We start from the raw sequence: 13987 nt of genomic DNA on the forward strand, positions 1-13987 counted from the left end.
GCCGTGGCCTTTTTTTCGCGCAAGGGGGGGCGAACCATGAACGGGGCACTGCAACCCTGGCTGACCATGGGGGAGGAATGGTTGCGCATTGCCGTTCATCCGGCGACCTTTGTCTTCCTGGCCCTGCTCGCGGTGTTTTACGCGCGGCAAGTGGCGCTGGAGCGGCGGCTCTTTTTCGTCCGCCTCCACAGCGTGTGGCGGGAGACGCTTCAATCCGCCCTGCTGGGCATCGGAGGCGGCGTGGCGGCTTCCGCGCTTCTCGTTGGGTTGGGGGTGGTGGTCCATCCCCAGACGTTGGTGGCCGTGTGGGTCGTGGCCGTGGTACTGGCGTTTCTTCGCTTCCGCTATCTCTGCCTGGCGTACGCGGGCGGGCTCGTCGGCTTCGCCGCGGCGCTGGCGCAGCTGGTTCCGGGCGTTTTTGCCGTCTCCCCGTTGGCACCGCTGGGGCGCTTTCTCCTGCAGGTGGACGTCCCGTCCCTTGCCGCGCTGGTGGCCATCTTGCATCTGGTGGAAAGCGCCCTCGTCTTCCTGCACGGCGGGCAGGGGGGCACCCCGCTGTTTTTGCGCAGCCGACGGGGCAAGCTTGTCGGCGGCTACGCGGTGCAGCGGCTGTGGCTGCTCCCGCTGCTCGTCGTTGTGCCGGCCGCGGGTGGCAGCGGGGTAAGCGGTCCGGCATGGTGGCCGGCTTTTGGCAGCGGCGCGGCCGGTTGGACCGTGGCGGGCTTGCCGGCGCTGATCGGCTACAGCGACCTGGCGCTTACCCGAACAGCACGGGAAAAGGCGCGGCATGCCGCGGGGTGGCTCCTCGCCTACAGCCTGATCCTCTTGGGCTTGGCCGGCTGGGCCCGTGCATGGCTTCCCGCTGCGCTCCTGGCCTCCGCCTTTGCGGCGGTGGGACACGAAGCCCTGATCCGCTTCGGGCGGTGGCAGGAGCGGGGACGGCTCCCCCTTTTTCAACACGACGCGCAGGGCTTGCGCGTGCTGGCGGTGCTCCCGGGAAGCCCGGCGGAAGCGATGGGGATTGTGCCCGGCGACCGCCTCCGGCGCGTCAACGGGATGGAGGTGCGGACGCGCCTGGATTTGCACGCGGCCTTAAGCCGCAACCGGGCCCATTGCCGGCTGGAGATCGTCGACCGAAACGGCGAGGTGCGCCTGGCGCAACGCGCGGTGTACGCCACCGATCATCATCAGCTGGGCATTCTGCTGGCCCCCGACGAGGACGCACCCTATTACGTCGACGTGGAGGACACCGGTCTTCTTGGCCTGCGCGGCCGCGCGGGGATGCGGGCGGCGCGCCGCTTCCCGGAAGAGGCGCGGGCGAAAGCGGCCGGTGGCCCAAGGGAATCCTCCGAAACCGCGTCGCCATGACCGCGGCGCGCCACCGGTTCCCGGTTCCGGGGGCCGCCACCGGTGGCGTAGAATGAGGATGGACCAAAGGGGAGGAGGCGATGACGGATGTGGAAGAACCTTCTGGCCCGCTTGGGCGTGGGCGGTGCGACCGTTGATTTGCAGCTCGATCGGGATGCCTATCGCGTCGGGGAAGAGGTGACGGGGAAGATCGTCATTTCCGGCGGGACGGTGGCCCAGCCGGTCAACGACTTGACCGTCAGCCTGGTGATGCAAGTCCGGCTGCACGACCGCCATGTCACGCAAACGGTTCACCGCATTCCGGTGCTGCACGGCGTGACGGTGCCGCCGAAGCCGCACCGGGAGGAAGTGCCCTTCACCTTTGTGCTGCCCGCCAATTTGGCCATCAGTTCCCCTTCGGTGCGTTACGGGTTCCGCACCCAGTTGGATGTGGACTTCGCGGTGGACCCCAAGGATTTCGATTCGATTGCCGTGCTCCCCGATAGGCCGACGGAGCGCTTGTTCCGCGCCATCGAACAGCTGGGCTTCCGGCGCAAGGCCGAATGGGGCAAGCTGACGCCCTACGGCCAGGAATTTGAATATTTCTCGGCCAATCCCCAGCTCCCGATAAAGGAATGGGAGTTTCTCCTGCGCAAGACGCCCGACACGTTCTACCTACTGTCGGAAGTGGAGTGGGTGCGCGGCGGCTGGCTGGCGCGGGAAATGGAGCGGAAGCTGGAGATTGCCGTGCCGGTTCGCCTCCTCGAGGACGGGCAGGAGGAGGCACTGGTGGCGCATCTAAAGGAGACGCTGGAGCGGGTGCTGGCCGATCCGCACCATGCGCCGCAGTTCACCCTGCCCGCTTGGCATCCTGGCCATGGGCATGGGGGGCACGCGCACGGGCACAGCCACGGCACCGGAATGGGCCAATTCGCCGCGGGGATGGTGGGCGGCTTTTTGCTCGCCGAACTGCTGGACGAATTGGGCGATGCCGTGGATGCCGCGGAAGACCTGCTCGACGGCGATGCCTTTGACGGCGACGATGGCGATTGGCTGTAACCTCCTCGGTTCTGGCGCCGTACAGGCGCTTTCTTTTTTTTTCCACGCGGGGGACAAGGTGGAGCGACATTCGGCCGCCGGGGTGTGAACGGAGATGGAAAGGAAACCCTAAACACGGGACCCTTTGGTGAGGAGGGAGTCGCCGTGGCCCGTGTGGTCATTTTGGGGGCGGGCATTGCTGGCATGAACGCGGCCATCGCGCTGCGCCGCTTGTTGGGGGATCGGCACGAGGTGTGGGTGGTGGCGCAGATGAACCGCTTTGTCTGGCGCCCGTCGTTGCCGTGGGTCGCCTTCGGGCTGCGCCGTCCGGAACAAATCATGGTGCCCGTGCGCCCGGCGCTCCAGCGGCGGGGCATTCGGTTTGTCGAGGCCCGGGTGTTGCGGGTTGACCCGCACCGGCGGCACGTGATCACCGAAGCGGGGGCGATGGCCTACGACGTGTTGCTGATCGCCCTGGGAGCGCAGCACGATTGGGATGCCGTGCCGGGCGCCGATCGCTTCGGCCACGTGATCTGCCGGGTGGACGGCGCGCGGCGCATCTGGGAGGCGGTGCAGCGGCTCGAACGGGGAACGGCCGTTTTCGGTGTGACGGGGATCGGCGGTTGCCCGGCGCCGGTTTACGAGGCGGCGCTCCTCTTGGACAATTTCCTGCGCCGCCGCGGGGTGCGGCCGCGCGTGGACATTTGCGTGGTCACCGCCGAGCCGGCGCCGCTCCACGTCGTCGGTCCGGCCCCGTCGCGCCTCATGGCCGCCGAGCTCCGCAAGCGCAACATCCGCTGTCACCCGAATGCCGCGATCGTCGGGGTGGAACCCCATCGGGTCTTGCTGGCCGATGGAACCGCTTTGCCGTCCGCGTTCACGTTGGTCATGCCCCCGTACCGGGGCAGCGCGGCGATGCAGGAGAGTTCCGAGCTTGCGGATGCGCGCGGGTTTGTGCGGTGCGACACCGCGTTGCGCCATCCGCACTACCCCGAGATCTTTGCCGCCGGCGACGGGGCGGCCCTGGACGCGGCCAAGACCGGGCACCACGCCTGGTTGCAGGCCAAGGTGGCCGCGCGCAACATCGCGGCCTTCCTGTCCGGAAAGGAGGCGACGGCCACGTTCCGGCCGCAATTTGCGTGCAACCTTTCCCTCGGGATGGCAAAGGGCTTGATCGGCTTTTGGCAGCCGGCCCCGCCGGCGTTGGGGAACGTTCAGGTGCAGCTCACCTACGCCGGCCGTCCGGCCCACTGGATGAAGGTGCTGCTTGAGCGCTACGCCCTGTGGAAAATCCGATAGCGGCGCGTTGTGGTATAATGTCAAAGATACAAGCCACACGGTGCGGAAAGGAGGGAGCGCAGTGGAGCGGCCGTTCCAACTCGTGTCCGAGTTCAAGCCGATGGGCGACCAGCCGGAGGCGATCCGCCAGCTCGTCGAAGGCATCCGGCGCGGGGAAAAGCACCAGGTGCTGCTGGGGGCCACGGGAACGGGGAAGACCTTCACCATGGCCAACGTCATCGCCCAGGTGCAGAAGCCGACGCTGGTCATCGCCCACAACAAGACCCTCGCCGCCCAGCTGTGCAGCGAGTTCAAGGAGTTCTTTCCGCACAACGCCGTGGAGTATTTCGTGAGCTACTACGACTACTACCAGCCGGAAGCGTACGTCCCGCAGACGGACACGTACATCGAGAAGGACGCCTCCATCAACGACGAGATCGACAAGCTGCGCCACTCGGCCACCAGCGCCCTCTTTGAGCGGCGCGACGTGATCATCGTGGCCAGCGTGTCGTGCATCTACGGCTTGGGCGATCCTCGGGAGTACCGCGACCTCGTCGTCAGCCTGCGCGTGGGCATGGAGAAGAGCCGCGACGAGGTGCTGCGCCGGCTGGTGGACATCCAGTACCAGCGCAACGACCTCAACTTTACCCGCGGCACCTTCCGCGTGCGCGGCGACGTGGTGGAGATCTTCCCCGCCTCGCGGACGGAGCAGGCCGTGCGGGTGGAGTTTTTCGGCGACGAGATCGAGCGCATCACCGAGATCGACGTCCTCACCGGCGAGGTGCTCGCCGAGCGGGAGCACGTGGCCATCTTCCCGGCGTCGCACTACGTGACGAGCCAGGCCACGCTGCAGCGGGCCCTCGTCAGCATCGAGCAGGAGCTGGAGGAGCGGCTGGCCGAGCTGCGCGCCCAGGGGAAGCTGTTGGAGGCGCAGCGCCTCGAGCAGCGCACCCGCTACGACCTGGAGATGCTGCGCGAGATGGGCTACTGCCCGGGCATCGAGAACTATTCCCGCCACCTGACAGGCCGCGCCCCGAGCGAGCCGCCGTATACCCTGCTCGACTATTTCCCCGATGATTACCTGATCATCATCGACGAGTCCCATGTGACCATTCCCCAGCTGCGGGCGATGTACAATGGCGACCGCTCGCGCAAGGAGACGCTGATCGAGTACGGGTTCCGCCTGCCGTCGGCGGCCGACAACCGCCCGCTCAAGTTTGAGGAGTTTGAGCAAAAGGTCAACCAGATCATCTACGTGTCGGCCACGCCGGGGCCCTACGAGCTGGAGAAGGCGCCGTATGTGGTGGAACAGGTGATCCGCCCGACGGGGCTGGTCGACCCGACGATCGACGTGCGGCCGACGAAGGGGCAGATCGACGACCTGATCGGAGAGATCCGCCAGCGTGTGGCGCGCAATGAGCGGGTGCTCATCACCACCCTGACGAAGAAGATGGCCGAGGACCTGACCGACTACCTGCGCGAGGTGGGCATCAAGGTCAAGTACATGCATTCGGAGATCAAGACCATCGAGCGGATGCAGCTCATCCGCGACCTGCGCCTCGGCGTCTTCGACGTGCTGGTGGGGATCAACCTCCTGCGCGAGGGGCTGGACATCCCCGAGGTGTCCCTCGTCGTCATCCTCGACGCCGACAAGGAGGGCTTCCTCCGCTCGGAGACGGCCCTCATCCAGACCATCGGCCGGGCGGCGCGCAACGCCAACGGCCACGTCATCCTGTACGCCGACCGCATCACCGAGGCGATGCGGCGGGCCATCGCCGAGACGGAGCGGCGCCGCAAGAAGCAGATCGCCTACAACGAGGCCCACGGCATCACGCCGCAGACGGTGCGGAAGGCCGTGCGCGACATCATCCAGGCCACCCACGCGGCGGAGCCGGCGGCCGACTACCTGCCGGAAAAAGAGTACGCCCGCATGACGAAGCGGGAGAAACAGGCGCTCATCCAGCGCCTGGAAAAGGAGATGAAGGAGGCGGCGCGCCGGCTCGAGTTCGAGCGGGCCGCCGAGCTCCGCGACCTCTTGTTCGAGCTGAAGGCCGATCTGGCCGCGGAAACGAGGCGAGAGAAGCGATGAGCCAAGAGTACATCGTCGTGAAGGGCGCGCGCGTGCACAACCTGAAGAACATCGACGTCACCATTCCGCGCAACAAGCTGGTCGTCATCACCGGGCTGTCGGGGTCGGGCAAGTCGTCGCTGGCCTTTGACACGATCTACGCCGAGGGGCAGCGCCGCTACGTGGAGTCGCTGTCGGCCTACGCCCGCCAGTTCCTCGGCCTGATGGAGAAGCCCGACGTCGACGCCATCGAGGGGCTGTCGCCAGCCATCTCCATTGACCAGAAGACCACCAGCCGCAATCCCCGCTCCACCGTGGGCACGGTGACGGAAATCTACGACTACCTGCGCCTCCTGTACGCCCGCATCGGGAAGGCCCACTGCCCGGTCCACGGCGTCGAGATTTCCGCCCAGACCGTCGAGCAGATGGTCGACCGCCTGCTGGCCTACCCCGAGCGGACGCGGATGCAGATCCTCGCCCCCCTCGTGCGCGGGCGCAAGGGCGAGCATGCCAGGCTGCTCGAGGCGGTGCGCAAGCAGGGGTTTGTGCGCGTGCGCGTCGACGGCGAGGTGCGCGACCTGGGCGAGCCGATCCAGCTGGAGAAGAACAAGAAGCACACCATCGAGGTGGTCGTCGACCGCATCGTCATCAAGGACGGCATCCGGTCGCGCCTGGCCGATTCCCTCGAGACGGCCCTCAAGCTGGCCGAGGGACAGGTCGTCGTCGACGTTGTCGGGCAGGAGGAGCTCTTCTTCAGCGAGAACCTGGCCTGTCCGGAGTGCGGGTTCAGTTTGGGTGAGCTGGAGCCGCGCCTCTTTTCCTTTAACAGCCCCTACGGCGCCTGTCCGGCCTGCGACGGCCTGGGGGTGAAACAGGAGGTGGACGTCGACCTGGTCATCCCCGACCCGTCGAAGACGCTGGCCGAGGGGGCCATCGAGCCGTGGGCCGGATCGTCGTTGACGTACTACCCGCAGCTCCTGGCCGCGGCGTGCGCCCACTTTGGCATCCCGATGGACGTGCCGGTGCGCGAGCTGGATCCGGAGCTGCTCGACCTTCTCCTCTATGGCGCGCCGAATGACCGCATCCGCTTCCGCTACGAGAACGAGTTTGGCCAGGTGAAGGAGACGGTTATCCCCTTTGAAGGCGTGATCCCAAACATCGCCCGCCGCTACCGCGACACGACGTCGGAGCACGTGCGGGAGATGCTGGAGGCGTACATGGCCCAGAAACCGTGCCCGGCGTGCGGCGGCGCGCGCCTGAAGCCGGAGAGCCTCGCCGTCACCGTCGGCGGGAAAACAATAGCCGAGGTGACGAGCCTCTCGGTGGCCGAGGCGCGGGACTTTTTCCGCAACCTTGAGCTGACGGAGAAGGAGAAGAGAATCGCCCGCCTCATCCTGAAGGAGATCGACGCCCGCCTGAGCTTCCTCGTCGACGTCGGCCTCGACTACCTGACGCTCAGCCGCGCCGCCGGCACCCTCTCCGGCGGGGAGGCGCAGCGCATCCGCCTGGCCACGCAGATCGGCTCGCGCCTCACCGGGGTGACCTACGTGCTGGACGAGCCGAGCATCGGGCTGCACCAGCGCGACAACGCCAAGCTGATCCGCACCCTGGAGAAGATGCGCGACCTGGGCAACACGCTGATCGTCGTCGAGCACGACGAGGACACCATGTTGGCCGCCGACTACCTCATTGACATCGGGCCGGGGGCGGGGGCCCACGGCGGGCAGGTGGTGGCGGCGGGGACGCCGGAGGAGGTGATGCGCCATCCGACGTCCCTCACCGGCCAGTACCTCAGCGGGCGCAAGTTCATCCCCGTGCCCGAGACGCGGCGCGCGGGAAACGGCCACGCCCTGATCATTCGCGGGGCCCGGGCGCACAACCTCAAGAACATCGACGTGCGCATCCCCCTCGGCCTGTTCGTGTGCGTGACCGGCGTCTCCGGGTCGGGCAAGAGCACGCTGGTTAACGACATCCTCTACAAGGCCCTGGCCCGCGAGCTGCACCGAGCCAAGGAGAAGCCGGAGGCCCACGACGGCATCGAGGGCCTGGAGCACCTCGACAAGGTGATCAACATCGACCAGTCGCCGATCGGCCGCACGCCCCGCTCCAACCCGGCCACCTACACCGGCGTGTTTGACGACATCCGCGAGGTGTTCGCCCAGACGCCCGAGGCGCGCGTGCGCGGGTACACGAAGGGCCGCTTCAGCTTCAACGTCAAGGGCGGCCGCTGCGAGGCGTGCAAGGGCGACGGGATCCTCAAGATCGAGATGCACTTCTTGCCCGACGTCTATGTGCCCTGCGACGTGTGCAAGGGCAAGCGCTACAACCGCGAGACGCTGGAGATCACCTACAAGGGCAAGACCATCGCCGACGTCCTCGAGATGACGGTGGAGGAGGCGCTGGAGTTCTTCCGCAACATCCCGCGCATCCAGCGCAAGCTCGAGACCCTCTACGACGTCGGCCTGGGGTACATGAAGCTGGGCCAGCCGGCGACGACGCTGTCCGGCGGCGAGGCGCAGCGGGTGAAGCTGGCCGCCGAGCTCTACCGCCGAAGCAACGGGCGGACGCTGTACATCCTCGACGAGCCGACGACGGGGCTGCATGTCGACGACGTGGCCCGGCTCCTCAAGGTCCTGCACCGCCTGGTGGACAATGGCGACACCGTGGTGGTGATCGAGCACAACCTCGACGTGATCAAGACGGCCGACTGGATCATCGACCTCGGGCCGGAGGGCGGCGACCGCGGCGGCCAGATTGTGGCCGAGGGGACGCCGGAGGCCATCTGCGCGGTGCCGGCGTCGTACACCGGGCAGTTTCTCAAGCCGATCCTGGAGCGCGACCGGCGTCGGATGCAGGAACGGGAGGCGAGAGCGGCCGAGGAGACGGCGGCCACGCGTTCCGGATAGCGGGAGGGGAGACCATGGAAACGGTGCGCGTGCAGGATCTGGTCAAGGACTTTCAGCTGAAGGTGGTGAGCGGCGCGCGGGGCGTCAAGCGGACCATCGAGACGATGGACATCTGTCGCCCGGGGCTGGAGATGGCCGGGTACTTCACCTACTACCCGGCCGACCGGGTGCAGCTGTTGGGTCGAACGGAATTGACCTTCGCCGAGCAGCTGGATTCCGCGACGCGCCTGGAGCGGTTTCGACGCCTGTGCACGGAGAAGACGCCGTGCATCTGCATCACCCGGGGACAGGAGGTGCCCCCGGAGCTGATCCAGGCCTCGGAGGAGACCGGCGTGCCCGTGCTCTTGTCTCCCTTGCCCACGACGAAGCTGGCCAGCAAGCTGTCCCACTACCTGGAGAACCGCCTGGCCCCGCGGACGACGATTCACGGCGTGCTCGTTGATGTCTACGGCATCGGCATCCTGCTCGTCGGGGCCAGCGGCATTGGCAAGAGCGAGACGGCCCTGGAGCTGGTCAAGCGCGGCCACCGGCTTGTGGCCGACGACGCCGTGGAGATCCGCCAGACGCAGGAGAACGTGCTGATCGGCAGTGCGCCGGAGCTGATCCAGCACCTGCTGGAGATTCGCGGCCTGGGCATCATCAACATCATGACCCTGTTTGGCGCCGGGGCGGTGCGCAACTACAAGCGCATCTCCCTCGTCGTCGAGCTGGAGGCGTGGGACCCGTCCAAGCAGTACGAGCGGCTCGGCCTCGACGAGAAGACGATGAAGATCATGGACACCGAGCTGCCCCTCATCACCATTCCCGTCCGGCCGGGGCGCAATTTGGCCGTCATCATCGAGGTGGCGGCGATGAACTACCGGCTGAAACGGATGGGGTACAACGCCGCGGTGCATTTTTCCAAGCGGCTGACCGACACGATCGAGGAAGCGTCCGTCGAGGACCTGCTGTAAGGCCAGCGCGGCTGGCCAAGAACACAAGGAGGCGAGGCGCGTTGGACCGTTCGCTGGTCATCGATCCGATTGCCTTTTCCATCGGCCCCCTTGACGTCCACTGGTACGGCATCATCCTCGGAACGGCGGCACTGGTGGGCCTGGCCATCGCCGTGCGGGAGGGGAAGCGGCTCGGGCTTTCCCCCGATCTGTTTCTCGACCTGCTCCTCTACGGCGTGCCGCTGGCCATTCTCGGCGCGCGGGCCTATTACGTGCTCTTCCGTTGGGACTACTACAGCCAACATCCGGGCGAGATCCTCGCCGTGTGGAAGGGCGGCCTGGCCATCCACGGGGCGCTGATCGCCGCCGTGTTGACGGCCTACGTGTTTGCGAGGCGCCGCGGGATCCCCTTCTGGAAGCTGGCCGACATCGTTGCCCCCAGCCTGATCCTCGGCCAGGCCATCGGGCGATGGGGGAACTTCGTCAACCAGGAGGCCCATGGCGGGCCGGTCAGCCGCGCCTTTCTGGAACGGCTGCACCTGCCGGACTGGATCATTGAGCAGATGTACATACCGGAATGGCAGTCCTACGTGCACCCGACCTTCTTGTACGAGTCGGTGTGGAACCTGCTCGGCTTTGCTTTCCTCGTGGTGCTCAGGCGGCGCAATCCCCGGCGCGGCGAGGTGTTCTTGGCGTACCTGATCTGGTATTCGATCGGGCGCTTTTTCATCGAGGGCTTGCGGACGGACAGCCTGATGCTGACGGACACGCTGCGCGCGGCCCAAGTGATGAGCCTCCTGCTCATCACGGGTGCTTTGGCGCTGCTGGTGGTACGCCGGTGGAAGGGCTGGGCCGACAAGCGGTACGAAGATGCATAGGAGGGAGCGGCATGGTGACCGTCGCGACGTGGCGCCGCGGCCTTTTGGCCGGCGCGCGGACGGCCTGGACGCTGGGCAAGGTGATTTTTCCCGTGACCGTCGCCGTCACCGTGCTGCGCCACACGCCGGTGATTGACGGGCTGACGGCGCTACTTGCGCCGCTGATGACGCTTGTTGGCCTGCCCGGCGAGGCGGCCTTGGTGCTCGCCCTGGGGAACCTGCTCAACTTGTACGCGGCGATCGGGGCGATGCTGTCGATGACGCTGACGGTGAAGGAGGTCTTTCTCCTCGCCGTCATGCTCAGTTTTTCGCACAACCTGCTGGTCGAGACGGCGGTGACGAAACGCATCGGCGTCAGCGTGTGGGCCGCGGCGGGGATGCGGCTGGGCTTGGCCTTCGGGGCGGCGGCGCTCCTCAACCTGCTGTGGCGCGGCGGGGAGGAAGCGGCGCGCTACGGGCTCGTTCCCCCCGCGGCACCCGACCTCGCCGGCGACTGGGCGGCCATCGCCTGGCACGGGATCGAGACGGCCTTCTGGGGCGTCGTCCAGATGGCCCTCATCGTGTTTCCGCTGATGGTCGCGATCGAGCTCCTGAAGGACCTGCACGTGGTGGACCGCCTGGCGCGCGCGCTGACGCCCGTCACCCGGCTTCTGGGCTTGTCGGAGCGCACGGCGCTGACGCTCCTCGCCGGGCTTTTGTTTGGGCTGGCCTTTGGCGCCGGCGTGATCATCGAGAGCGCGCGGGAAGCCGGCTTTTCCAAGCGCGACCTGTACCTGTTGACCCTCTTTTTGTCGGCCTGCCATGCCGTGGTGGAGGACACGCTCATCTTCGTCCCGCTGGGCATCAACGTCGTGTGGCTGCTCATCTTGCGCCTCGCGGTGGCCTTCATCCTGACCATCCTCCTCGCCCGCGTGTGGCGGACGCTGGAGGCCAGACGGGCGCGCAGCCAAAACCCCACCCCTCATCGAGCGTAAGGAGGACGGCCGTGCGGAGGACGGAACGCTACCCGGTGTCCGGAGCCAATTCCCTGTGGCAGCTGTACCGCACCGTGCCCTTCTGGAAGGTGGTCAAAAACTTCCTCGTCATCCAGACTGCCCGCTACTGTCCCTTTGTGTCGGTCAAGAACTGGCTCTACCGCACGTTTCTCGGCATGCGCGTGGGCGACAAGACGGCCTTTGCCCTGATGGCCATGGTCGACGTGCTCTTTCCCGAGCGCATCCGCGTGGGGAAGAACTGCATCATCGGGTACAACACGACGATCTTGGCCCACGAGTACCTGATTGACGAGTACCGCCTTGGGGACGTGGTCATCGGCGACAACGTGATGATCGGCGCCAACTGCACCATCTTACCCGGCGTCACCATCGGCGACGGCGCGGTGGTGGCCGCCGGGACGGTGGTGCACCGCGACGTGCCGCCCGGGGCCTTCGTCGGCGGCAACCCGATGCGCGTCATTCGCGACCGCTACCGTACGCCGGAGGGGCCGCACGCGCCGGGCGGCGGTGATCCCGAAACGCGCCCGTGACCCGCGGCGTTTTGGCCCGAGCCGCGTCACGAGAACGGCGAAAGGAAGGGCGAGCCATGGCATCCGTCGACGTCACCAGTCTGCTGCTTCTGGGCCTGGCCGCGCTGGGCATCGTCAGCCACAACGCACCGGTGTCCATCGCCGTGCTGCTTTTGCTCCTGATGCGCCTGGCGCACCTCGACAAGTGGTTCCCGGTTCTCGAGCAGCACGGGTTAAACCTGGGCATCCTCGTGTTGACGATGGGCATCATGGCCCCATTGGCCAGCGGCAAAATGGGAACCGACGCCCTGGTGCGCGCCTTTACCACCCCGGCGTCGCTCCTGGCCATTGTTGTGGGCGTGTTCGTCTCGTACATCGCCGGGAAGGGCGTGCCGCTGATGGCCCAGAATCCCGTTGTGGTGACCGGCATCTTGATCGGCACCATCCTGGGGGTGGCCCTCTTCCGCGGCGTGCCCACCGGGCCGCTCATCGCCGCCGGCATCCTGGCCGTCCTGCTGGGGTTGGGCAAGAAACTGGGGTAAGGGATGCGGGAGCGCGAAATCCTTCGCATGGGAGAGGGCGACATGGACGCACAGCGCCGCATCGGGCCGATGGAATCGCGTCCGGCTCCCGTGGCGCCGGGGGAACGCCTCCTGGCCCTCGACGTGCTGCGGGGGCTGGCCCTGCTCGGCATTTTGGCCGTCAACATGGCTCACTTCAGTTCGCCTGCGATCTTCTGGGCCATGGCCGGGATCGATCCGTGGGACCGCCCATGGGACGACGCGGCCCAGGGGCTGGTTCAGGTGTTGGCCGAGGGGAAGTTCTACCCCCTCTTTTCGCTTCTGTTCGGGGCCGGCATGGTGCGCTTTACCGAACGGGCGGCGGCGCGCGGCGGACCGCCCGGCCGACTGTTTGCCCGGCGGCTGGCCGTGCTGCTGGCCATCGGCGCGCTGCATGCCCTGTTCGTGTGGTCGGGGGACATCCTGCTGACGTACGCCCTGGTCGGCTTCCTCCTCCTCCTTCCGTTCCGCCGTCGGACGGCCAAGGCGGCACTGGCGCGGGGCATCGGCTGCATCGCCCTGGCCCTTTGCGTCTACGCCCTGCTTGTCGGGCCGATGATGGGGACAGAAAACCCGGCCCTCGTTCTCTGGGCCCGGGAGATGGCCGACCGGTCCCTTGCCGTGTACGGGTCGGGCTCGTACGCCGAGCAGTTGGAGATGCGCTTCATCGACCTCTCGCTGCAGTACAGCAATGCCGTCATCTATTTCCCCTTCATCCTGGGCATCTTTCTCCTCGGCGCCGCCGCGGCGAAGGTGCAGCTCATCGAGCGGCTGCCGGCCACCCGGCCGCTGGTGCGGCGCACGGGAACCGTGGGCCTGGTCGTGGGGCTGCCGCTTGCGGCGCTGGCCGCGTATGCCGATGCGCGGCTGACGCCTGGCGTGACGACGGCCTATGACCTGCTGGCCTTCCTCGGCTATGCCCTCGGCGGGCTGGCGTTGGCCCTCTGGTATGCCTCCGCCATCGTCCTGCTCGTGGAACGCCCGGCGTGGCGCCGCCGCCTCGCGCCCCTGGCGGCGGCCGGGCGGATGGCGCTGACCAACTACCTGCTGCAGTCGCTCGTCTGCACCACGCTGTTCTACAGCTACGGATTGGGCCTGTACGGCCGCGTCGGACCGGCAGGGGGTCTTCTCCTGACGCTGGCCATCTTCGGCGGACAGCTCGCCTTCAGCGCGTGGTGGCTGCGCCGGTTTCGTTTCGGCCCTGTGGAGTGGCTGTGGCGGACGCTCACCTACGGCCGCCGGCAGCCGCTGCGGGACGGGCGGGAGACGTAGGGAACGGGCTGTGCCGTTCCCCCGCGCCTTCATAAGACAGAAAATTTGTTCTTGTAAGGCATTTCTGTGGGGGACGGGAGAACCGTCCGGCGTTCGAGGGAGAGCATTGCGGCGCGCACTGCCGCGGCCTTCACGGGAAGGGAGAGAGCCTTTTTCGTTGTCCGAATCCCTTGTATTCGGTGCACTTTCACCTTCACAAAACTG

The 13987-nt window shown here is 67.0% G+C and carries 11 protein-coding genes; all 11 read left to right on the forward strand.

All coding sequences use genetic code 11. From position 1 onward, the window contains the following. Positions 1 to 36 precede the first annotated feature (36 nt). The 11 genes from IEX61_RS02900 to IEX61_RS02950 all read left to right on the forward strand — a co-directional run bounded on the left by IEX61_RS02900 (position 37) and on the right by IEX61_RS02950 (position 13783). Positions 37 to 1368, forward strand: a complete 1332-nt coding sequence (locus tag IEX61_RS02900; RefSeq protein ID WP_188816734.1) for a PDZ domain-containing protein — start codon at positions 37 to 39, stop codon at positions 1366 to 1368. A gap of 87 nt (positions 1369 to 1455) precedes the next feature. Next, a complete protein-coding gene (locus tag IEX61_RS02905; protein ID WP_054673181.1) occupies positions 1456 to 2406 on the forward strand; it encodes a sporulation protein in 951 nt (316 codons plus the stop codon). 144 nt (positions 2407 to 2550) lie between these two features. Then, positions 2551 to 3684, forward strand: coding sequence for an NAD(P)/FAD-dependent oxidoreductase (locus IEX61_RS02910; protein WP_188816735.1), 1134 nt, complete (start codon positions 2551 to 2553; stop codon positions 3682 to 3684). Positions 3685 to 3745: 61 nt separating this feature from the next. Further along, positions 3746 to 5752, forward strand: coding sequence for an excinuclease ABC subunit UvrB (uvrB, locus tag IEX61_RS02915; RefSeq protein ID WP_054670731.1), 2007 nt, complete (start codon positions 3746 to 3748; stop codon positions 5750 to 5752). Continuing rightward, positions 5749 to 8637 (forward strand): excinuclease ABC subunit UvrA, encoded by a 2889-nt coding sequence (gene uvrA / locus IEX61_RS02920; RefSeq protein WP_054670735.1) that lies wholly within the window; start codon positions 5749 to 5751, stop codon positions 8635 to 8637. The genes uvrB and uvrA overlap by 4 nt, the downstream gene beginning before the upstream one ends. A 14-nt stretch (positions 8638 to 8651) precedes the next feature. Continuing rightward, entirely contained in the window at positions 8652 to 9590 is a 939-nt protein-coding gene (gene hprK, locus IEX61_RS02925; RefSeq protein ID WP_054670739.1) for an HPr(Ser) kinase/phosphatase, read from the forward strand. A 41-nt stretch (positions 9591 to 9631) separates the two neighbouring features. Continuing rightward, complete coding sequence (gene lgt, locus IEX61_RS02930; RefSeq protein WP_054670742.1) at positions 9632 to 10447, forward strand: prolipoprotein diacylglyceryl transferase; 816 nt, start codon at positions 9632 to 9634, stop codon at positions 10445 to 10447. A gap of 11 nt (positions 10448 to 10458) precedes the next feature. Next, a complete protein-coding gene (locus IEX61_RS02935) occupies positions 10459 to 11421 on the forward strand; it encodes a nucleoside recognition domain-containing protein (RefSeq protein WP_188816736.1) in 963 nt (320 codons plus the stop codon). 11 nt (positions 11422 to 11432) lie between these two features. After that, a complete protein-coding gene (locus IEX61_RS02940; RefSeq protein ID WP_188816737.1) occupies positions 11433 to 11972 on the forward strand; it encodes an acyltransferase in 540 nt (179 codons plus the stop codon). Positions 11973 to 12028: 56 nt separating this feature from the next. Beyond that, the gene (locus IEX61_RS02945) at positions 12029 to 12493 is read left to right on the forward strand and encodes a DUF441 domain-containing protein (protein ID WP_054673563.1); all 465 of its coding nucleotides are present in this window, start codon (positions 12029 to 12031) and stop codon (positions 12491 to 12493) included. A 42-nt stretch (positions 12494 to 12535) separates the two neighbouring features. Continuing rightward, positions 12536 to 13783 (forward strand): DUF418 domain-containing protein, encoded by a 1248-nt coding sequence (locus IEX61_RS02950; RefSeq protein ID WP_229725626.1) that lies wholly within the window; start codon positions 12536 to 12538, stop codon positions 13781 to 13783. Positions 13784 to 13987: the final 204 nt, after the last annotated feature.

The organism is Calditerricola satsumensis (assembly GCF_014646935.1).
GTDB lineage: Bacteria > Bacillota > Bacilli > Calditerricolales > Calditerricolaceae > Calditerricola > Calditerricola satsumensis.

Bases quoted from the DNA above. Each gene is read 5' to 3' on its own strand.
- uvrA (WP_054670735.1), top strand. From the start codon at position 5,749: ATGAGCCAAGAGTACATCGTCGTGAAGGGCGCGCGCGTGCACAACCTG.
- hprK (WP_054670739.1), top strand. From the start codon at position 8,652: ATGGAAACGGTGCGCGTGCAGGATCTGGTCAAGGACTTTCAGCTGAAG.
- IEX61_RS02950 (WP_229725626.1), top strand. From the start codon at position 12,536: ATGGACGCACAGCGCCGCATCGGGCCGATGGAATCGCGTCCGGCTCCC.
- IEX61_RS02935 (WP_188816736.1), top strand. From the start codon at position 10,459: ATGGTGACCGTCGCGACGTGGCGCCGCGGCCTTTTGGCCGGCGCGCGG.
- IEX61_RS02905 (WP_054673181.1), top strand. From the start codon at position 1,456: ATGTGGAAGAACCTTCTGGCCCGCTTGGGCGTGGGCGGTGCGACCGTT.
- IEX61_RS02900 (WP_188816734.1), top strand. From the start codon at position 37: ATGAACGGGGCACTGCAACCCTGGCTGACCATGGGGGAGGAATGGTTG.
- IEX61_RS02945 (WP_054673563.1), top strand. From the start codon at position 12,029: ATGGCATCCGTCGACGTCACCAGTCTGCTGCTTCTGGGCCTGGCCGCG.